Annotated in this window: 19 protein-coding genes; 1 reads left to right on the forward strand and 18 read right to left on the reverse strand. The window is 51.2% G+C overall.

Features of this window, described 5'->3' with window-relative positions; genetic code table 11:
• Positions 1-51 precede the first annotated feature (51 nt).
• From thrS to EVJ24_RS04945, 7 genes are all read right to left on the reverse strand, one after another.
• Positions 52-1,989 carry a threonine--tRNA ligase gene (gene thrS, locus EVJ24_RS04915; protein WP_131440004.1) on the reverse strand — a complete coding sequence of 646 codons (1,938 nt, stop codon included), beginning with the start codon at positions 1,987-1,989 and terminating at the stop codon, positions 52-54.
• 308 nt (positions 1,990-2,297) lie between these two features.
• Complete coding sequence (gene dnaI / locus EVJ24_RS04920; protein ID WP_070326949.1) at positions 2,298-3,212, reverse strand: primosomal protein DnaI; 915 nt, start codon at positions 3,210-3,212, stop codon at positions 2,298-2,300.
• A gap of 5 nt (positions 3,213-3,217) precedes the next feature.
• A complete protein-coding gene (locus EVJ24_RS04925) occupies positions 3,218-4,567 on the reverse strand; it encodes a DnaD domain protein (protein WP_131440006.1) in 1,350 nt (449 codons plus the stop codon).
• 42 nt (positions 4,568-4,609) lie between these two features.
• Positions 4,610-5,077 carry a transcriptional regulator NrdR gene (gene nrdR, locus EVJ24_RS04930; protein ID WP_035385865.1) on the reverse strand — a complete coding sequence of 156 codons (468 nt, stop codon included), beginning with the start codon at positions 5,075-5,077 and terminating at the stop codon, positions 4,610-4,612.
• Positions 5,078-5,089: 12 nt separating this feature from the next.
• Positions 5,090-5,461 (reverse strand): hypothetical protein, encoded by a 372-nt coding sequence (locus EVJ24_RS04935; protein ID WP_131440008.1) that lies wholly within the window; start codon positions 5,459-5,461, stop codon positions 5,090-5,092.
• A 111-nt stretch (positions 5,462-5,572) separates the two neighbouring features.
• Positions 5,573-5,959 carry an adenosylmethionine decarboxylase gene (gene speD, locus EVJ24_RS04940; RefSeq protein ID WP_029595188.1) on the reverse strand — a complete coding sequence of 129 codons (387 nt, stop codon included), beginning with the start codon at positions 5,957-5,959 and terminating at the stop codon, positions 5,573-5,575.
• A 230-nt stretch (positions 5,960-6,189) separates the two neighbouring features.
• A complete protein-coding gene (locus tag EVJ24_RS04945; protein WP_131440010.1) occupies positions 6,190-7,221 on the reverse strand; it encodes a glyceraldehyde-3-phosphate dehydrogenase in 1,032 nt (343 codons plus the stop codon).
• Positions 7,222-7,375: 154 nt separating this feature from the next.
• Between EVJ24_RS04945 and EVJ24_RS04950 the strand changes: the two genes are divergently transcribed.
• Complete coding sequence (locus tag EVJ24_RS04950; RefSeq protein ID WP_131440012.1) at positions 7,376-7,858, forward strand: site-2 protease family protein; 483 nt, start codon at positions 7,376-7,378, stop codon at positions 7,856-7,858.
• Between the two features lie 16 nt (positions 7,859-7,874).
• On the opposite strand, the gene coaE is transcribed toward EVJ24_RS04950, so the two are convergent.
• From coaE to pfkA, 11 genes are all read right to left on the reverse strand, one after another.
• Positions 7,875-8,480, reverse strand: a complete 606-nt coding sequence (gene coaE / locus EVJ24_RS04955; RefSeq protein ID WP_070326944.1) for a dephospho-CoA kinase — start codon at positions 8,478-8,480, stop codon at positions 7,875-7,877.
• Positions 8,481-8,492: 12 nt separating this feature from the next.
• The gene (gene mutM / locus EVJ24_RS04960) at positions 8,493-9,317 is read right to left on the reverse strand and encodes a DNA-formamidopyrimidine glycosylase (RefSeq protein ID WP_131440014.1); all 825 of its coding nucleotides are present in this window, start codon (positions 9,315-9,317) and stop codon (positions 8,493-8,495) included.
• 20 nt (positions 9,318-9,337) lie between these two features.
• On the reverse strand, positions 9,338-11,935 hold the full coding sequence (polA, locus tag EVJ24_RS04965; RefSeq protein WP_131440016.1) for a DNA polymerase I: 2,598 nt from the start codon (positions 11,933-11,935) through the stop codon (positions 9,338-9,340).
• A gap of 208 nt (positions 11,936-12,143) precedes the next feature.
• Positions 12,144-13,871 carry a two-component system histidine kinase PnpS gene (pnpS, locus tag EVJ24_RS04970; protein ID WP_131440018.1) on the reverse strand — a complete coding sequence of 576 codons (1,728 nt, stop codon included), beginning with the start codon at positions 13,869-13,871 and terminating at the stop codon, positions 12,144-12,146.
• Positions 13,868-14,572 carry a response regulator transcription factor gene (locus tag EVJ24_RS04975; RefSeq protein WP_071397818.1) on the reverse strand — a complete coding sequence of 235 codons (705 nt, stop codon included), beginning with the start codon at positions 14,570-14,572 and terminating at the stop codon, positions 13,868-13,870. Before EVJ24_RS04975 ends, pnpS begins: the two co-directional genes overlap by 4 nt.
• A 196-nt stretch (positions 14,573-14,768) precedes the next feature.
• Entirely contained in the window at positions 14,769-15,704 is a 936-nt protein-coding gene (gene mdh, locus EVJ24_RS04980; RefSeq protein ID WP_070326939.1) for a malate dehydrogenase, read from the reverse strand.
• A gap of 40 nt (positions 15,705-15,744) precedes the next feature.
• Positions 15,745-17,016 (reverse strand): NADP-dependent isocitrate dehydrogenase, encoded by a 1,272-nt coding sequence (gene icd / locus EVJ24_RS04985; RefSeq protein WP_131440020.1) that lies wholly within the window; start codon positions 17,014-17,016, stop codon positions 15,745-15,747.
• A 114-nt stretch (positions 17,017-17,130) separates the two neighbouring features.
• Positions 17,131-18,243, reverse strand: coding sequence for a citrate synthase (gene citZ / locus EVJ24_RS04990; protein ID WP_071397821.1), 1,113 nt, complete (start codon positions 18,241-18,243; stop codon positions 17,131-17,133).
• Between the two features lie 183 nt (positions 18,244-18,426).
• On the reverse strand, positions 18,427-18,891 hold the full coding sequence (locus EVJ24_RS04995; protein WP_131440022.1) for a DUF441 domain-containing protein: 465 nt from the start codon (positions 18,889-18,891) through the stop codon (positions 18,427-18,429).
• Between the two features lie 68 nt (positions 18,892-18,959).
• Positions 18,960-20,702 (reverse strand): pyruvate kinase, encoded by a 1,743-nt coding sequence (gene pyk / locus EVJ24_RS05000; RefSeq protein WP_070326936.1) that lies wholly within the window; start codon positions 20,700-20,702, stop codon positions 18,960-18,962.
• A 95-nt stretch (positions 20,703-20,797) separates the two neighbouring features.
• Complete coding sequence (gene pfkA / locus EVJ24_RS05005) at positions 20,798-21,766, reverse strand: 6-phosphofructokinase (RefSeq protein WP_131440025.1); 969 nt, start codon at positions 21,764-21,766, stop codon at positions 20,798-20,800.
• Positions 21,767-21,881 lie beyond the last annotated feature (115 nt).

Below are 21,881 nucleotides of genomic sequence, written 5' to 3' on the forward strand. Positions count from 1 at the left end.
CGTCTCTGGACCGAAAAGAAGACCACCCTTCCGTTGAAGGATGGCCTACCTTTACCGTGAACGATTCGCGATTTCTTCAGTGAGGGACGTCAAGAACTCATCGAGCGTTGCCGACACTTGTTCTTGTTGACCGTAGCGACGGATGTTGACCGAACGCTCATCACGTTCTTTATCACCGAGTACGAGCGTCATCGGGATCTTCTTCATCTGTGCTTCACGGATCTTATAGCCTAACTTCTCATCCCGAAGGTCTGTCTCGACACGGACACCACGTGATAACAGTTCTGCTTTCACTTCGGCCACATAAGCATCATGGACGTGAGACACCGGGATCAATTTGACTTGGACTGGCGCGAGCCATGTCGGGAAGGCACCTTTGTACTCTTCGATCAAGTAGGCGACGAACCGTTCCATCGTCGATACGACACCGCGGTGGAGGACGATTGGACGATGATCTTTACCGTCAGGACCTGTATACGTCAAATCGAAACGTTCTGGAAGCAAGAAGTCGAGTTGGACTGTCGACAACGTCTCTTCTTTCCCAAGCGCTGTCCGGACTTGGACATCGAGTTTCGGTCCGTAAAACGCCGCTTCGCCATCCGCTTCGAAGTATGGCAGGCCGAGTTCGTCCATCGTTTCTTTCAATTGACGCTGTGCCGATTCCCAGATCGCATCGTTGTCGAAGTATTTCTCTTTATCGGCCGGATCGCGATAAGACAGGCGGAACCGGTAATCTTTAATCCCGAAGTCGGCATACACTTCTTGGATCAAGTGAACGATATCTTTAAACTCTTGCTTCATCTGTTCCGGTGTCACGAACGTGTGTCCATCGTTCAATACCATGTAACGGACACGTTGAAGACCTGTCAAAGCACCTGACATCTCATAGCGGTGCATGCCGCCAAGTTCGGCGATACGGAGCGGCAACTCACGGTATGAGCGTGGCTCATGCTTATAGATCGTCATATGGTGCGGACAGTTCATCGGGCGCAAGACGAGCTCTTCGTTATCCATCTCCATTTTCGGGAACATGTCGTCTTGATAGTGATCCCAGTGACCTGACGTCTTATACAAGTCAACCGAACCGAGCACCGGTGTATAGACGTGCTGATAACCGAGTTCGAGCTCTTTGTCGACGATATAACGCTCGACCGTACGACGAATCGAGGCACCTTTCGGGAGCCACATCGGCAATCCTTGGCCGACTTCTTGCGAGACGAAGAACAAATCAAGTTCTTTCCCGAGTTTACGGTGATCGCGTTCTTTTGCTTCTTCAAGTAGACGCAAATGCTCGGCGAGCTGTTCTTTCGTCGCCCACGCCGTACCGTAGATCCGTTGCAACATCTTGTTGTCAGAATCTCCGCGCCAGTAAGCACCAGCGACGCTCATCAATTTAAAGACTTTCAATTTCGACGTCGACGGGACGTGCGGTCCACGGCAAAGGTCAAAAAAGTCACCTTGATGGTAAATTGTAAGTGTCTCACTTGCCGGGATATCTTCGATCAACTCGACTTTGAGCGGGTCGCCGAGCTGTTTGTAACGATCGAGCGCTTCGTCACGCGTGACGACTTCACGTGTGATGTCGAGGTTTTCATCGACGATCCGTTTCATCATCTTCTCGATCTCCGGCAAATCTTCTTCATTGATGCGGCGGTCCATCTCGATATCGTAATAGAAGCCGTTCTCAATCGTCGGTCCGATACCGAAATGAATCGTCCCTTCTTCGCCGTACAACCGTTTGATCGCTTGAGCCATCAAGTGAGCGGATGAATGGCGCATCAAGTCGAGGCCTGCCTCCGAATCCGGCATGACGAGCTCGATTTGACCGTCGCGCTCGATCGGACGACGATAATCGATCAGTTCACCATCGATTTTTGCGGCGATGGCTTTCTTACGAAGTCCCGGGCTAATCGAACCGGCTACTTCTTCTGCTGTGATACCAGCTTCAAACGCTTTGACTGCCCCATCTGGAAATGTCAATTGAATCATGTGTCAACTTCCCCTCTCTATTTGAAAAAAATAAAAAAAGCCCATCCCTATGAAAGGGACGAGCTTTGATTCTCGTGGTACCACCCTCGTTCCCAAGCTGTAAGCTTGGCTCGAACACACGATAACGAGTGTGAATCGCCGCACGATTGACCCGTGCGGTGCTCCGAGGGAGTAAGTCAATCGGCGTGTTTAGGAAGCTCTCACCATTCTTCCTTCGCTTTGAAACCCGTGACGATGTCTCGTATCCTCTTCTATGCATCAGTTATATGGTTATTAGTATAGTCAACTCGTACGAGAAATACAATCCTTTACCGACGACGATTTTCGCCTTTCAGCTCGATCTGTGTCGTCGTCGTCGAGATCCGTTGCATGAGCCGCTGTGCTTTCATCTTGTTTTGCGGCGAGCCGTCAATCGAGAAGTGCGTCTCGAGTTCTTCACTGCTGAAGTTTGAGCTGTAGAGCGTCGGCAGACGATGCATCATGCGGTACTGTAAAATGATCCCGAACAGTTCGTCTCGTACCCACGGGCTGATCGCCTCAGCGCCGATATCATCAATCAACAAAATCGGCACGTGCTGGAACGAGGTCAAAAATGAATCGAACGAATCGGTACGAATTTTACGTTTCGCTTCCGAGACGAATCCCGGAGCGTGAACTAAAATCGTCTCGATATCGGCGACTTTGAGTTCATTGGCGATCGCTGCGAGCAAGTACGTCTTCCCGACCCCGAAACTGCCGTACAAGTAAAGACCGTTCACTTTTTGACGCGTCTTCATCCCCGAGACGAATCGCATCGCCTCACGGAGTGCGATCTTTCGGGCATCGTCCGAATAATCAAACGATTGAAAGCTCGCTTCCCGCACTTCTTCCGGTAAAAATAAGCTCTTGAACTTTCGATCCATCTCTTTTTGACGTCTCGCCTGGCGGTGAGCGACCGTCTCTTCATAGCGGATCGCAATTTGACCGAGATCGACATAAAGGACCGGCTGATGCCCGGGGATGACGGCTTGTTCATCGACAAGTTTCTTCCCGTCCATCTGCTCTGCATATTCGCTCAGTTTCGTAAATCCGACTTCGATCGCCGTCTCGTCGAGTTCTGGATGCGCCTTTAAAAATGTAATGACACCAGGGTGCTCGAGAGTTCGTCTGCGAATCGACTCGTACGCTTCCCGCACTTCTTTACGGTTCATCATTTGGGCGAGCGTCTGATTGATCCGTTCCATGTCGCTCATCCTTTCTCTTTCAGTTCATTCAACAATTTGACGAGTTCCGCGTCATCTGGCACCGATGATTCGAGCGCCTCTTTGCGCTTCTGATCGTAAGACCGTTGTTCTTTCGCATCGTCTTCGAGCCATTTCGGCAACTCGGTCTTGTCTTTCCGACGCGAGCCGACCGTCGTACGCTGGACGTTCTCACGTTTTTGTTGCTTCTTCTCGATCAACGCGTCTTGCGTCGCTTCGCGCTCTAATGCGTCACCTGCGTGCAAATAGCCCGCCGTCTTCCAACTCGTGGCGATGCGCATCACATAATTCTCGCTGAGCCGCGTCTGTTTCTTCACTTCGATACAATAATAGAACAGCGCGTTGATCACACCTGGTGCGAGACCGAGTGTATCGACCATCTCGATGATGAGCTGTTCGTCACTTTTCGAGAGTTGTGGCGTCTTCCGAAGCGTCGATACGTACTGATGCGGGTGTGCTTCCTCCATGACCGTTGTGTCATGCAAATCGCCGACCTCCGCCTGCTCCGTCTCGTCTGACTTCACTTTTCGATGTCGCGTCTGTTTTTTCTTCAATTGTAATACCATCTGCCGACAACCATCACGCTTCTCTTGTTCGCTGAGCGGTAAGTATGCTTCGTGAACGAAATACTCTTTCAGCATCTCGGCCATCGTCTCTTCATCGATTTGCGACACGTACGCAAGTTTTGTGATCGTCTCGTCTAACTTCTTCGTGAAGAAGCCGATTGGGAAGTTTGTCAGTTTTTTGACGATATCCATATCGAACGTATAGTTGATCTCAATCTTGGCGCGGTCCGGCTTCTCATAATTTTTTTGAGTGAACGCCATCTGGTTGACCCCTTTGACGTCGAACACTTCATTGAAGTCTTTCGTCACTTCGACGATGCCTGCCGGTAGCGGGTCGATGGTGAACCGTCCTTGCAACTGCTTGAATCGGACCTCTCCTACTTTATAGAAGAGAAAACTCGATAACAGCCCATCGTTTAGGAACGTGTGGGGCGCGAGCGGGACTCTCAGTTGATAGACGTATTGGGTGAGTCGCGCGTCTTTCGTCTTGTACGTCCGGACGAGGCCGATCGCCTCGAGCCGGAATAGACTGTCCGCCAGTTCGTTGATCGAATAATCGAGCATTTCACACAAGGCGCTATGTGACATGTAGTTCGACTTCATTTTGCCCGGCTTCAATTCACTCCAAAGCGTTTGATACAAGGCGAGCGCCTTCACGCCGATGACGGGTTGATATAAATGATAAAGTGACTGATAAGACTCCCGATCGATAAGACCTGTACTCATGATCAATAGCTCATCAGTCCCGTAAAGAATCCGTTCTTTTTCCATAACGTTTCTCCCCTGAAAAAAGACGACCAGAAGGCCGCCCCTTTAGTTGGTCGATTTTTCTTGCTTCATTAAATCCTCTAACTCTTTAAAGAACACAGAAATGTCTTTAAACTGTCGATAGACCGATGCGAAGCGGACGTACGCCACTTCATCGACTCGGGCCAGTTCGTTCATGACGAGTTCGCCGACTTGTTCACTCGGGATCTCGGACTGTCCGAGCGCCCGTAACTGTTGTTCGACTTTCGTGACCACACCCTCGAGTTGCTCGAGTGTGACCGGTCGTTTCTCACAGGCACGAATAATCCCGCGCAGAACTTTCTCTCGACTGAACTCTTCGCGGTTCCCGTCCTTTTTGACGATGATGAGCGGCGTCTGTTCAACCGTTTCAAACGTCGTGAAGCGATAGCCGCACTTTTCACATTCGCGACGGCGTCGAATCGAATAATAATCTTGGACTGGTCGGGAGTCGAGCACCCTCGTTCCGTTATGATCACATTTAGGACAACGCATGCTCAGCCCTCCTTATCGTTCGACAGATTGATTCCCGATGGCACGGAGTGGGAACTTATTTTGTAAAGCATCATAATACGCAGCGACAACTTGTTTCAGGTCAGGACCGAGCATTTGTTCACGATTCATCGTGAAATCGACGGCGGTCCGTCCCCCGTCCACTTGCACGACTGTGGCCAACGCATCCCAACCATCGCCGTTGAAGGCGAGCTCGCCTCGGTCGGAGTCGATTCGGCGCACTGTCTGTCCTTCTGTTTTGATGTATTCATTCAACCATGTCAGTACCGCGTTCGGCGACGTCGCGAAATAACGCGTGCGCAACGCCTCATTTTTATGCGTATCATCCGTTTGGATATGTGTTTGAAACTTGTCTAGTAATCCCATTGTCCACCTCGGCACCTAATTTATATACGTTAAGCATATCAAAATTAACGACTTAACAAAACAATTAAAAGGGCTGACCGAAAATCGGCCAGCCTCAAAAGGTCAATCGGATTATTTGCTGATCGCCACTTGTGCTTCTGGAACACGAATCGGTCCCATACCGCGATCAAGTTTGACGTCTTCGCGAACTTTCGCTTCTAAGCCTTCAGCAATGTATTGTGAAGCTGTCGCTGGATCGATCCGGTCCCCACATGTGAACACATCGACTGATGCGTAACCATGCTCTGGGAAACTGTGAATCGTTAAATGTGATTCTGAAATGATAACGACCCCACTCACACCGTGCGGCGCGAATTTGTGGAAAGCGACTTCGCGGACTTCAGCGCCCGAGCGAAGTGCTGCATCGACGAACAAGCGCTCGATGTAGTCGATATCGTTCAATTTGTCGGGATTGCACTCCCAAAGTTCTGTAATAATGTGACGTCCCATAGTATCCATATTAGTGGATCCCCCTTTACATCAATGGTCTCAAAGTAGTTGATGATCACTCACTTTGTGCCTGAATCGCCCACAACCACGGGGGCAAGTTAGTCCTAAGAGGTCCTAACCCTTTAAGTTGCGTTTGTCAGACCAATTGAAGTTCACGAGATTGAGTGTATCTCGTTTAGGACGTCGATACAAGCTATTTGTTTGAATTCGTTAAAATATTTTTGACGAAATATATTTTCTCAAGCGTGCGTTTCTTGTTGGCCGATTTGAAGGTAGCTCGCCACCATATCCAAAAGATCGACGACACGGCACGAATAGCCCCATTCGTTGTCATACCAAGCGAGCACTTTGACGTGGTTGCCACCGAGCACCATCGTCGAATCCGCATCGATAATCGAGGAGCGCTCGTCTCCATTAAAGTCGATTGAGACGAGTGGTTCGTTCGAGACACCGAGAATCCCGGTCATTTCTCCGTAAGCGGCCCGTTCGAACGCTTCGTTCACTTCGGCGGCCGTGACATCACGACGCAGCTCGACGACGAGATCGACGAGCGAGACGTTCGGCGTCGGGACGCGGAGCGCCATCCCGTTCAACTTGCCTTGCAGCTCGGGAAGCACAAGGCCAATCGCCTTGGCTGCCCCGGTCGAAGTCGGTATAATGGAACTACCACAAGCCCGGGCCCGGCGCAAATCTTTATGCGGATTGTCGATATTGTTCTGGTCGTTCGTGTAGGCGTGTACCGTCGTGACAAGTCCTGTCTCGATGCCGAACGTCGAATCGAGCACTTTGACGACAGGTGCGAGGCAGTTCGTCGTACAAGAGGCGTTAGAGATGATATGGTCTTGCTCCGGCATATACTCGCGATCATTGACCCCCATCACGATCGTCCGTAAGTCGCCTTTGCCCGGCGCCGTCAAAATGACTTTCTGCGCCCCGGCCGTCAAATGTTTGCGCGCCAAGACGTCCGAATTGAATTTCCCCGTCGCCTCGACGACGATCTCGACATCAAGTTCTTTCCATGGTAATCGTTCCGGATCACGCTCTGCGATTAACCGAATCTGTTTCCCATCGACAACGAGCGTATCCCCATGCGCCCGAACAGTGAGCTCAAACGGCCCATGGACCGTATCGTGCTTGATCAAGTGAGCAAGCGTCTCCGCCGGATAACTCGCATTGATCGCCACGACGTCGTGACGCCCTTCAAGCATCAATTTACGAAATACCATTCTCCCGATTCGTCCAAACCCGTTGATTGCAACTTTCGTCCCCATTCCAGTTCCCCCTTTTTTCTGCGTTACGACACCATTATAACGGAAAAATGGAAGCGTTTTCACTATGTATCGTCACATTTTTATCACTTTTTTACAGTTTCGTTTTTGAAAAAGAGGGAAATTTGGTGTAGAGCTTGGAAAGGAGCTACGTTATATGTTTGATTGGACAGACTTAGACAAATTTGTCATCTCGTTTTTTATCATCTTGCCGATTGTGACAATTATCCATCAATTCGGGCATTTCTTTTTCGCAAAATTATTCGGGGGATCACTCGATATGGAGATTGGGACCGGGAAGAAACTATTCAAGGTCGGGCGCATGCAGTTTAACCGCGTCTACTTCTATGACGCCTGGTGCGAATTCTCGGACTTGAAATACAGTAATCGCTTGACGAGGAGTATCGTCTACGCGGGCGGGTCGATCTTCAATCTATCGAGTATCTTAATCGTGAACTGGTTTATCCTGACACGAGAGATTGAACCGACCCTCTATACGTATCAGTTCGCCTATTTCTCGTTTTATTATGTGTTCTTCTCGCTCTATCCGATTTATTACTCGAACGGGCACCCGAGCGACGGGCGCGCTATTTTCGACACATGGAAAAAAGGGCGACCGGACGCAGATCCGCTCAACTGAACAAAAAAAGAAGGCGTCAGTCGCCTTCTTTTTTCATGTCTTGAAATTGTTCGACGAGACGCGTCACTTGAGGCAACAAGTCCCCGAGTGCCCCGTTGTTGTTGATTAAAAAGTCAGCGTGATGCTTCTTTTCTTCGATCGGCATTTGCGAGTGGATCCTTGCGAGCGCTTCTTCTTTCGTCAAGCCGTTACGCTCCATGAGACGCATCAACTGCATCTCTTCCCGGCAATAGACGACGACCGTATAATCGACGAGGTCACGCATCGTCCCTTCGAACAAGAGCGGGATGTCGAAGATGACGACAGATTCCCCTGCTGCCGCAAAGGAATGCATCTGCTCCTGCATTTCTTCCCGGATCGCCGGATGCATGAGCTGATTCAACAATTTCCTTTTTGCTTCGTCATGGAAGATCTCTCGCCCGAGCGCCGGCCGGTTCAACTGCTCACCTTCAAAACAGCGCGGAAACGCTTCTCGGACAGCAGAGTAAGCTTTACCTTCAGGGTCGACGACGGTACGGGCAATCTTGTCGGCATCGATAATCGGGATCCCTTGTTGTCGGAATAGGCGGGACACCGTCGACTTCCCTGTCGCGATGCCGCCTGTCAAACCAATTTTCAACATTGTGTCCACCTCTTACTGTTGGCAGTGCGGACAGTAATGCGTCCCCCGTCCGCCTAGTTTCATCTTTTCAATCGGCCGACCGCAATTGTGACACGGTTCACCGGTCTGTCCGTATACGTAAAGCGTCTCTTGAAACGTTCCAGCCGCCCCGTCCGGATTCGTATAGCTGCGGATCGTACTTCCACCCCGCTCGATCGCTTCTAATAACACGGCGACCGCTTCTTGACGGACGGTCTCAACTTCAGTGAGTGAAAGCGAGGCTGCTGGCCGGGTCGGATGAATCCGTGCCCGGAACAACGTCTCGTCGACATAAATATTGCCGAGACCGACAAAAATCGATTGATCGAGCAACGCCGTCTTGATTGCTCTCACGTTCATGCGCTTCAGACGGGCGTACAACGTTTCGGCCGTCACTTCAGGGTCGAACGGCTCGAGCGCGAGCAGCGACAGCGGCGGCGTCACGAACAACTCTTCGTTCGTCCGAAGTTCCATCGTGCCGAACTTCCTGACGTCGTTATAGTGCAGGCTCGTACCGTCGGTGAACGTGAAGACGACGTGCGTATGCTTGACCGGATCGACGGCTTCGCTGTGCGGAAAGAATTTCCCTTCCATCCGTAAATGAGAGACGAGGTAGCCGTTCGTCAATTTAAATAAAATGAACTTGCCGCGCCGCTCGACGTCGACCATCGTCTCGCCGATAAGCTGTTGTACCCACACATCGGCCTCATGTCCGCGAATGATTTTCGCGTCGCGTACATTGACGTCTTGAATCGTTTTTCCGGAGACGAACGGTCGCAGTCGGCGACAGACCGTCTCTACTTCTGGTAATTCTGGCATATCGATTTCCTTCCTTTACTTTATTTCGTGTCGAACCACGTCTCACCGAACGAGCCGTCCGCCCGAAGCGGGACATCGAGTGTGATCGTATGTTCCATCGCTTGTTTCACAAGTTTTTCAAGCGCGGACTTCTCAGCAAGCGGTCCTTCAAAGATGAGTTCATCGTGGACTTGAAGCAATAGTTTCGATTGCAGACCCGATGCCTGAAGCGCCGTATCGACGTCGATCATCGCTTTTTTAATGATGTCCGCCGCGGTTCCTTGAATCGGCGTGTTGATGGCCGTCCGTTCGGCAAAGCCGCGCAAGTTGAAGTTGCGTGAATGGATGTCCGGGATGTTACGGCGACGTTTGAGCATCGTCTCGACATATCCGTGTTCCCGCGCCCGCTCGATGGCGGCATCCATGAAGCGCTTCACACCAGGGAACTGCTCAAAGTACGTGTCGATGAACGTCTGCGCTTCTTTACGGCTGATGCCGAGGTTTTGCGACAACCCATAATCACTGATGCCATAGATGATCCCGAAGTTGACCGCCTTCGCTTGACGCCGCATGAGCGACGTCACTTCTTCTTTGGCGACACGGAACACGTTTGCCGCCGTCGACGTATGAATATCTTCGTCATTCAAAAACGCTTCGAGCATCTTCGCGTCTTTCGACATATGCGCCATGATCCGGAGCTCGATCTGCGAGTAGTCGACCGCATACAGCACCCAGCCCGGCTCACTTGCCGTAAACGCCTTACGGATCCGGCGTCCTTCCTCGAGCCGAATCGGGATGTTCTGCAAGTTCGGATTGACCGATGACAGTCGCCCTGTCTGTGTGAGCGTCTGCGTGTAGCGTGTATGAATCTTCCCGTCCGCTTTGATGACTTTTTGTAAGCCCTCGACGTACGTCGACTGCAGTTTTCCGAGCTCACGGTAATGCATGATATGTTCGACGATCGGATGGAGCGGCGCTAGCTTCTCTAACACGTCGGCCGCCGTCGAGTATCCAGTTTTCGTCTTCTTCACGGGTGGGAGTGCCAACTTCTCAAACAAGATGACGCCAAGCTGTTTCGGCGAATTGATATTGAACGACTCGCCGGCCAATCCGTGAATTTCTGTCTCGAGCTGATTGAGGCGGTCCCTGAGATCCGTTTCCATCGCTTGAAGCGTCGCCACGTCGACGTAAATTCCGGCCCATTCCATTTCCGCGAGCACCGAGGCGAGTGGACGTTCTAAATCTTGATAAAGTGACGTCTGCTCGTTTTCATCGATTTCCGGAATGACTTTCGCGAACAACGTGAAGATGGCCATCGCCTTCTCGCCGAGATGTTGGTCGAGCACCGCTTGTTCCGGAACGTGGAGTTTCGCCCCTTTCCCGTAGACGGCCTCGTCTTCAGGCAACGCGTAATCGAAGTGCGCGGCGATCGAATCGAGCGTCGTTCCGCCCGACAAGTTGAGCAAATAACCGGCGACGAGCAAGTCTTCGTAGCCGCGAAGTATCAGTTCGTTCCGTTTCAATTGAATGATCGTCTGTTTGGCGTCCAAACAGATCGTTTTCCGGGTCTCATCCGCTAGCCAAGCCTTCACATCCGGTACGTCTAACAACGACATATCACCGACGGTCACACCGACTTTCGATGCGATCGCCACACCGATGATGTCGTCTTCGAAATAGTCGTCCCGCAGCTGTTCGATAAACAGGACGGCTTCCGTAAAATCTTGCTGTTCGATGCCGACGTGCGTCACGTCTCGCGCTTCTGCCGCCTCTTCCGTCGTCGCATCAGTGTTCAGCTTACTGACCAGTGATTTGAACTGAAGGCTCATGAACAACGGTTTGACTTTTGCCGCATCATACGGGTGGAACTGTAAGTCATCCACACTGACGTCGATTGGGACGTCCGTATGGATCGTCGCGAGTTGTTTTGACATTCGAGCTTCCTGCTCGTTCGCCTCGACTTTTTCTTTTTGCTTCCCTTTTAATTCATGTGTATGTTCATACAGCCCTTCGACCGAGCCGTAATTTGATAGCAACTTGAGCGCCGTCTTCTCGCCGACACCCGGAATTCCCGGGATGTTATCGGATTTATCACCCATCAGCCCTTTGAGATCGATCATTTGGCGAGGTGCCAAGCCCTCGTAACGTTCGTGGAACGCCGCCTCATCCATCGTCTCGACGTCAGTGATGCCACGTTTCGTTAAGTAGACGGTGACTCGCTGATCGATCAGTTGAAGTAAATCTTTATCACCCGTGACGACCGTGACTTGTTCGAACGCCTCGTTTTTCGAAAGTGTCCCGATTATGTCATCAGCCTCATATTGATCGAGCTCGAGCACTTTGATTCCGAACGCCTCACACAGTTCACGAACGATCGGGAACTGTTCGCGGAGCTCACCTGGTGTTTTCTGCCGCCCACCTTTATAGTCCGCATATGTATCGTGGCGGAACGTCTTCTTCGACGCATCGAACGCGACCGCGAAATGCGTCGGTTGCTCGTCTTCCATCAATTTTAAAAGCATCATCGTGAACCCATATACCGCGTTCGTGTTTCGTCCCGATGCATCCGTCATCGGAGGCAACGCGAAAAACGCACGATACGTCAGTGAGTTTCCATCGAGGAGCAGTAATTTATTCATCGTCCAACCTCCATTCTCTTCTGTATCCATCATATCATACGGGCACATGCGTTCGAAAAAAAAGACCCTTTTCTAAGTACTAGAAAAGGGTCAATCTTCTCGACCGAGTGGAGATGAGCACCGGCCGGGATACGAGATGATGAAGAGGTCTCATCAATAGAGTAGCATCTGTTTGTAAAGTTCGTGTGAACGCGACATAAATTCCTTGTTAAGCGAGCGGGAATTCGATTGTGAACGTCGTCCCAACGCCTTCGTCGCTGTCGACATGGATCGTCGCGTGATGAAGATCGACGATGTGCTTGACGATGGCGAGGCCAAGGCCGGTCCCTCCAGAATTCCGGCTCCGGGCCTTGTCGACCCGGTAAAACCGTTCGAATATGCGGCTCACTTCTTTTGGAGCGATGCCGATCCCGTTGTCTTTGACGATCAAGCGCGCCGTCGTCTCCCGCTTCTCGACCGTAATCTCGACCTGGCTGCCTTCTGGCGAATAGTTGATCGCGTTCGCGACAAGATTCAAGATGACTTGCTTGATCCGATTCAAGTCCGCTTGCAAGACGACGTCGCCTTCGTGATGCGCTTCAAGATGGATTGATTTTTGCTCCGCCTTCTGGCTTAAGACGAGACACACCTCTTCGACGAGCTGATTGAGTTGGACAGGCGTGAACTCCAAATGGAAATTTTCCTGCTCGAGCCGTGACAGTTCGAGCAAGTCCTCGACGAGCATTTGCATGCGTGTCGCTTCTTTTTGGATGATATCCAAAAATTGATCGCGTAACTCGGGCACTTCTTTCGCCCCGTCGAGTAACGTCTCACTGAAGCCTCTGATCGAAGTGAGCGGCGTCTTCAACTCATGGCTCACGTTCGCGACGAAATCTTTCCGCATTTTCTCAAGCCGTTTCAATTCGGAGATGTCGTTAAACAACAGCGTCGTCCCGCGCAACATGCCGGTATCGCTAAAGATCGGGGCAGCTGACACCATATACGTTCTCTGATTGAATCCGATTCGAATCGATAGCTGGCGACGGTGCGGCTCTTCTGTCAAATAGACGTCCTCGATCAACGTCTCGACGTCCGGACTCGGTAAAATGCCATGGTAAAACTGGCCGATCATCAAATCGTCATATTGGAACATATCCCGGTATGACCGGTTGACGAGCGTGACGATACCGCGTTCATCGACGAGCAACAGACCGGCTCCCATATACTCGATCAGTGACTCGAGCCTTGCCCGCTGCACCGACTCCCCGAGCGAGATCGTCTCTAAGTTACGGGCGAGGACGTTGATCGACCCGGCCAGGCTTCCCGTCTCTTCATCGTTGCGCAGTTCATACACACGAGCCCGGTAATTCCCGTCGGCGAGTTCGCGTAACACGATTGTCGCCTCATCGATCGGCCGGATGAACTGGTTCGTCAGATTGTGGAGGACGAATAGAATGAGGAAGAATGAGAAGAACAATGCGAGCGCGACCGTCAGCCAAATCCGGTTGTAGACACCTTCTAAGTCAGAAATATAGCGGATGAAGCTAAGGTAGACCGTTTCACCGGTCGACAGTTCAATCGGTTTCGTGAACTGGATCAAATCTTCGCGTGTCGCGTTGCCGAACGCACCGTTAGCCGGAATCGTGTCAGCGTCAATCCGGTATTCGAACGCTCCGACGCGGAACGGTGTGCCCGCAATCACTTCCATCCGGCGGTTCAACAGCAAGATGTCGAAACTGCTCTCATCATCGATTTGTCGAACGTAGTCACGAATCTCCTCAAGCTCACCCCCGTCCAAATACAAGGCGGCGAGTTGGGCATCTTCTTTCAACCGGTCGCGCTCCGAGTCCAAATAGAAATCTTTGAACAGTTGACCGAGCACGATCCCGAGTGTCAGCAGCACGCCCGTCACGAGCAGGATGAGTGTCGTCAAAAAACGCGAGCGATACGTCTTCATTCGGGCATCGGTTCTTCCATCTTATAGCCGAGGCCTCGGATCGTCTTGATGTACGTCGGCTTCTTCGTCACCGGCTCAATTTTTTCACGCAAATGACTAATATGGACGTCGACGATGCGCGTATCACCGACAAAATCATAGTTCCAAATGGCTGACAGCAGTTGATCACGCGTCAACACACGGCCTTTGTTTTTGGCTAGATAAGCCAGCAGCTCAAACTCTTTCGGCGTCAATTCGAGACGTTCACCTTTTTTGAAGACCTCATAGTTCGAAGCGATGATTTTGACGTCTCCGATTTCGATGACGTCAGCGTCGACCGTCGGCGTTTCCTGTGGGCCTGACCGGCGCAAAATTGCTTTGACCCGGGCTACTACTTCGCGCGGGCTGAACGGTTTCGTCAAATAGTCGTCAGCACCAAGTTCGAGACCGAGCACTTTATCGAACTCGTCGTCTTTCGCAGTCAACATTAAGATCGGCGTATTCACTTTTTGTTGGCGTAGCCGTTTACATACTTCAAGCCCGTCCATCTCCGGCAACATCAAGTCGAGGATGATCAACACCGCGTCTTGTTTCTCCGCTAATTCAAGCCCCGCTTTTCCATCATGGGCCGTCTCGACCTCAAATCCGGCTTGTTCTAAATTAAATTTTAATAACGTCGCAATCGATACTTCGTCATCAACAACAATTACTTTATCGGCCACACTAGTTCCTCCTCGAATCTATCTGTTCAGTCGTTTACACTACCTATTTTACAAATCAATCCCACTCGCGACCAACTTCAAAGTAATTCTTTACAAAAACAAAACAAATCCACTGTCTATCTCCAGTTTAGCACGCTTGAAAGAAAAACGAATCCAACAAAAAAAGTCTAGCCTGCGACGCAGACTAGACTTTCTTTCAAGTTAGGACGTTCAAGACGGAACGGACCGAGTCAGCCGAGCGTTTGAGCGCGGCTTGTTCTTCGTCCGTCAGGTCAAGTTCGAGCACACGCTCGATCCCGTTCGCACCGAGAACTGTCGGCACGCCAAGATAGAGGTCACGGAAGCCATACTCTCCATCAAGATACGTGATGGCCGGTAAAATGCGGCGTTGATCTTTTAAAATCGCTTCCACCATCTCGACGATGGCCGCGGCCGGCGCGTAGTATGCCGAACCGTTGCCAAGGAGTTGGACGATCTCACCGCCGCCTTTACGCGTTCTCGCGACGATCGCGTCGATGCGTTCACTCGGCAACAACTTCTCGAGCGGGATGCCTCCTGCGTACGAATAGCGGATGAGCGGCACCATGTCGTCGCCGTGACCGCCGAGGACGAACCCGGACACGTCTTTTACAGAGACGTTCAACTCCGAAGCGACGAACGTCCGGAACCGTGCCGTGTCGAGCACACCGGACTGTCCGATGACGCGCTCTTTCGGGAAGCCCGACTCTTTGAACACCGTATACGTCATCGCATCGACCGGGTTCGTCAAGACGATCAAGATCGCATCAGGCGAATACTTGACAATCTCTTTCGTGACCGACCGCATAACGCTAGCGTTCGTCGTGACGAGGTCGTCTCGGCTCATGCCCGGCTTGCGGGCGATACCAGCCGTGATGACGACGATGTCCGAATCAGCCGTGTCAGCGTAATCTGACGTCCCGGTGATCAACGAATCAAATCCTTGAATCGGCGCCGTTTCTTGCATATCGAGCGCTTTTCCTTTCGTCGGGTTCTCAAACTCTGGCATGTCGAGAAGGACGACGTCTCCTAACTCTTTTTGAGCCAAGTATAGTGCCGTCGTGGCCCCCGTGAATCCGCTACCGATAACAGAAATTTTGTTGCGACGAATCATTGTGCTCTCCCCCTTGGTTTAGTCCAAACTTGAGTGCTACTTACATGTTTTTGATCAGTTCATCCGCAAACTCTGAACATTTCACTTCTGTCGCGCCATCCATGAGACGGGCAAAGTCGTATGTGACGACTTTCGATGCGATCGTATTCTCCATCGAACGAACGATGAGGTCAGCCGCTTCGTTCCAGTTCATGTGACGGAGCATCATCTCGCCTGACAAGATGACAGATGACGGGTTGACTTTGTCAAGACCGGCATACTTCGGTGCCGTACCGTGTGTCGCTTCGAAGATGGCATGTCCTGTCACGTAGTTGATGTTCGCACCTGGTGCGATCCCGATTCCGCCGACTTGGGCAGCGAGCGCGTCCGAGATGTAGTCACCGTTCAAGTTCATCGTCGCGACGACGTCGAACTCACGCGGACGTGTCAAGATTTGTTGGAGGAAGATATCAGCGATTGAATCTTTCACGATGATCTTGCCTTCCGCTTCCGCTTTCGATTGCGCTTCGTTCGCAGCAGCTTCGCCTGACTCTTCTTTGATGCGGTCGTACTGGGCCCATGTGAACACTTTATCGCCGAACTCTTCTTCTGCGAGTTCGTATCCCCAGTTTTTGAAGGCGCCTTCTGTGAACTTCATGATGTTTCCTTTATGGACGAGCGTGAGCGATTTACGGTTGTTCGCGATCGCATATTCGAGCGATGCCCGAACGAGACGTTTCGTCCCTTCTGACGAGATCGGCTTGATGCCGATACCCGATGTTTCTGGGAAACGGATCTTGTTGACGTTCATCTCTTCTTTCAAGAACGTGATCAACTTCTTCACTTCGTCGCTGCCTGAAGCATATTCGATCCCTGCATAAATATCTTCTGTGTTCTCACGGAAGATGACCATGTCTGTGTCTTCAGGACGTTTGACCGGTGACGGGACGCCAGTGAAGTAACGGACAGGACGCAAGCACGTGTACAAGTCGAGTTCTTGACGGAGCGCAACGTTGAGTGAACGGATTCCGCCGCCGACCGGTGTCGTGAGCGGTCCTTTGATGGCAATCAAATATTCACGGATCTCGTCGAGCGTCTCGTTAGGGAGCCACTCACCCGTTTGGTTGAACGCCTTCTCGCCAGCGAACACTTCTTTCCATTCGATTTTCTTCTCGCCGCCGTATGCTTTCTCGACAGCTGCATCAAAGACGCGGACTGCAGCGTTCCAGATGTCTGGGCCTGTTCCATCTCCGATGATGAATGGAATCGTTGGTACGTTTGGTACGTTGAGTGCACCGTTTTCTACTGTAATCTTTTGACCTTGTGTTGACATATGAATCCCCCTAAGTACATTTATGTAGGCCGACGCGAGCGCCGACCTACGTCATCTGTTAGTTTACCAAAGTTTATGTCTAAATTGTGACGCAATCTTCGAACGATGCGTCAATTAACGCTCGTTTACCGGTACGTATGAACGATTCGTTTCACCTACGTACTCGGCACGCGGACGAATGAGACGGTTGTCGGCGTATTGCTCGAGAATGTGTGCGATCCAGCCTGACATCCGCGAGACCGCGAAGATCGGCGTGAACAGCTCTTCGTCAAGACCGAGCGCATAGTACGTCGAAGCCGAGTAGAAGTCGACGTTCGGTTTGAGCCCTTTTTCAGTCTCGACGAGGTGGTCGATCTTCTCAGACATCTCGTACCAGTGTGGCTCATTGATTTGAGCCGTCAGTTGGCGACTCATCTCTTTCAAGTGTTTCGCACGCGGATCGCCGTCCTTATAAACACGGTGACCGAAGCCCATGATCTTCTCACGGCGTTCGAACTTGCCTCGCACGTAGTCTTCGACTTTGTCGACCGAACCGATTTCGTGAAGCATCTTCATGACCGCCTCGTTGGCGCCACCGTGAAGTGGACCTTTGAGTGCACCCATCGCTGCCGTCACACCAGAATACATATCTGAGAGCGTCGCTACGCAGACACGGGCTGTGAACGTCGAAGCGTTCAGCTCATGGTCAGCGTGAAGAATGAGCGCCTTGTCGATCGTCGTCTCGGCGACTTCATTCGGTTCTTCCCCGTTCAACATATATAAGAAATTGGCTGCATACGACAAGCCTTGCTTCGGTGCAATCGGTTGCTTGCCTTTTCGTAACCGCGCGAAAGCAGTCACGATCGTCGCGATTTGTGCTTGAAGACGAATCGCTTTACGCATGTTTGCCTCTTCGCTCATGTCTTCAGCCTCTTCATCGTACAACGCGAGTTGAGAGAGTGCCGTGCGAATCGTAGCCATCGCGTTCGCAGACTTTGGTGCCCGCTCGAGTGTCGCGATGACGTCTTCTGGCAACTTCGCTTCTTGAACGAGCGCCGCTGAGAGTTTCGTTAATTCATCTGCCTTCGGAAGGCGGTCGTTCCATAATAGAAAGACGACTTCTTCGAACGTGGCATGGTCTGCCAAGTCATCGATTGTGTATCCTCCATAAGTCAATTGTCCGTCAATGATCGAACTGACTTTTGAGGCCGCTGCCACAATTCCTTCTAACCCTTTAGTTGTTGACATTAATAACTCCCCCTCAGTCTTTAAAATAGTCGACCGCATCATACAGTCTGTTTGTAGGGAATAAGGGTGGGGGTTCGATAAATCTCCCCAGCACGTATCGAGTTCGCGCCACCCTGTCCTTCGTCTAGTATAAACAATTTACTGAAAAAAAGAAATGTAAGCGTATCCAGGCGTAAAAAAATGTCAAACCCACTTCTCGATAAGGTTATATCCCCCTAAAATGAGCGCGGCAATCCCGGCACCAATCAGTGGACCGACCGGAACGCCTTTCATGAATCCGACCGCGAGAATGGTGCCTGCGAGCAATGCCGTCGTCACGACCGGATCGACACGCATCAGTTGCACGCCCTGGGCGGCGGCGAGGGCGACGAAGATACCGGACGAAAAGGCAATGATGCCGACCGGTCCTTTAATACTATTCCACAATTCTCTAAAACCTATGTCTCCGGTCGCGATCGGGACGAGGACGGCAATCGTGATGATCGTCACACCCCAATGGATCCCTTTTGCGGCGAGCGTCGGGAACAGCTGGTCACCGAAGCCGATTGCTTTAATGATTAAGAGTACGCTACTCGCGATAATGATGGACTGATTATGAGCAATCACGCCGATCAAGACGAGCAATAGCAGAAATAAATAAGCACCCATGATTCATCCCTCTTTCTGAATGGAAAAAGAACCGACCTCATGAGAAGGTCGGTTCGATTGTCATTCGATTACGCGTTATAAATTTTTCCAGTAAGCGGGTCGATCGAGATCATCTGTCCGTCACGGAACGTAGACGTTGCAGATTCAACACCGACGATGACCGGTTTACGGAGCGATGGTCCAACGATGCCAGCATGGCTCGTCAATCCACCGTCTTCTGTGATGATGCCGGCTGCTTTTTCGATCGCTGGCATCATTTCTTTATCAGTGAACGGTGCCACGAGGATCATGCCGTCTTTTGCTTTAGCGTTCGCTTCGTCAGCGTTGTTCGCAACGACGACTTCTCCGACGAGGCCGCGCTCACCGATGCCGCGTCCGTTTGCAAGAGCGTGTCCGACGATGTGAATTTTCATCATGTTCGTCGTACCAGAAGTCGCTGCCGGAATACCTGCTGAGATGACAACGAGGTCGCCGTCTGTGACGAGTCCAGCGTGACGAGCTGCTTCAGATGCTTGAACCAACATTTCATCCGTGTTGTTCGGCATCGTGTCAGCAACGATCGGGTATACGCCCCAAACGAGGTTCAACTGACGAGCGACGCGCTCTGATTCAGTCACCGCGATAATGTTTGCTTCCGGACGATATTTCGCCGTACGGGCAGCCGTATAACCTGATTGTGTTGGCGTCAAGATCGCTTTCGCGTTCAAGTTGATTGCTGTATGGGCAACCGCTTGTGAGATCGCATCCGTTACCGTATGTTCACTGCGTTTTTGACGATCTTTGAGCAAGTTTTTGTAGTCGAGCATACGCTCTGTACGAACAGCGATCGCTGCTTGCATTTGAACTGACTCGATTGGGTAGTCCCCTGCAGCCGTCTCACCTGAGAGCATGACCGCATCCGTACCATCGAGGATGGCGTTGGCAACGTCAGACGCTTCCGCACGTGTCGGACGCGGGTTGCGTTGCATCGAGTCAAGCATTTGTGTCGCTGTGATGACCGGCTTACCGAGGTCGTTACACTTCTTGATCAATTCTTTTTGTACCGGTGTGACTTCTTCAGTCGGGATCTCGATACCGAGGTCACCACGCGCAACCATCAAACCGTCAGAGATAGACAAGATCTCGTCGATGTTATCGACACCTTCTTGGTTTTCAATTTTCGGGTAAATCTTGATGTGCGACGCATCGTGCTTCTCGAGAAGTTGACGAATGGCGACGACGTCAGACGCACGACGTACGAATGAAGCTGCGATCACGTCGATATCTTGCGAGATACCGAACTCGATGTCCGCGATATCTTTGTCTGTTAAGGCAGGAAGGTTAACCTTGACGTTCGGCAAGTTTACACCTTTCTTCGTCTTGATGACGCCTTCGTTTTCGATGATGCAACGAAGATCGCGGTTCGGAAGTTTTTCGACGACACGGAGACCGATGAGTCCGTCATCGAGCATGATGCTAGAACCGACTTCGACGTCATCGAACAATCCTTCGTACGTGACCGAGAAACGGTCTTTCGTTCCGACGATTTCTTCTGTTGAGACGATTGTCACTTCTTTCCCTTTTTCAAGGAGTGCCTTTCCGTCTGCGAACGTATGCGTCCGAATTTCAGGACCTTTCGTATCGAGAAGGACAGTCACGATTTTGCCTGCGACGCGTGATGCTTCACGGATGTCGCGGATACGTGCTCCGTGCTCTTCGTAGTCACCGTGTGAGAAGTTAAGACGAGCCACGTTCATTCCAGCTTCAATCATTTCTGGGAGAAGCTTCTCTGAAGCTGGTCCGATCGTACATACAATTTTCGTTCTACGCATAAATAAAAACCTCCTAGGGGATGTATTACATTTACACACAGAAAACGGGGGGTCGATTGACCTGATCCCGTCTCTGTGGAGTTCACTGTCACTCGTTAAATCGAAAGTTGGTTCGACAGGTCGATCAACTTCATGTCAAGCGTATGCTTGTTATGGTCGAGCGCCTCGTCGATATCGAGGTCCATCATTTTACCGCCACGGATTCCAACGACCCGTCCAGCTTTGCCTTCTAACAGGATTTCAACGGCGTAAGCGCCCATCCGGCTAGCAAGCACGCGGTCGGCGGCAGTTGGTGAACCACCACGTTGGATATGTCCAAGGATCGTGACACGTGTTTCCGAGTTTGTCTGCTCAGCAATGAGCTTACCAATCTCTTCGGCACTGCCAGCTCCTTCAGCAACGACGACAATCGAATGTTTCTTGCCGCGGGCAACACCATGGTTGATCCGCTCAACAATCGCACTCAAGTCTTCAGGACGTTCTGGGACGAGGATCGACTCCGCTCCACCGGCAAGACCGGCGTAAAGAGCGATGTCTCCCGCGTCGCGACCCATCACTTCAATGACATACGTACGTTCATGTGAAGAAGCAGTGTCACGAATCTTGTCGATCGCATCGAGCGCCGTGTTGAGCGCTGTGTCAAATCCGATCGTCGCGTCCGTTCCCGGAATATCATTGTCGATCGTACCAGGCAGCCCGATTGTCGGGAAACCAAGCTCCGTCAACTTCTGAGCTCCACGGTAAGAACCGTCTCCGCCAATGACAACAAGCGCATCGATGTTGAATTTCTTCAACTGTTTGACCGCTTTAGCCCGGCCTTCTTCAGTTCTAAACTCTGGGCAACGGGCAGAACGTAAGAACGTTCCTCCGCGTTGAATGATATCGCCGACTGAACCTAGGTTCAATTCAACGAGATCGCCTTCAATCAATCCTTGATAGCCGTTATACACACCGTACACTTCTAGACCTTCAAAAATTGCTTTTCGGGTCACTGCACGGACTGCAGCGTTCATTCCAGGGGCGTCTCCCCCACTTGTCAATACCGCAATTCGTCTTAAATTCACGTCACTCACCTCTTATGTGTTTTAACGAAATCTGAAATAAAAATACCATGTCTGACCTTTGTTTTACAACACAAGTATGTGAAAAAAATGCATGGGGTACCGTCGAAAGCAGTCA

The organism is Exiguobacterium sp. SH1S21 (assembly GCF_004337175.1).
Lineage (GTDB): Bacteria > Bacillota > Bacilli > Exiguobacteriales > Exiguobacteriaceae > Exiguobacterium > Exiguobacterium aurantiacum_A.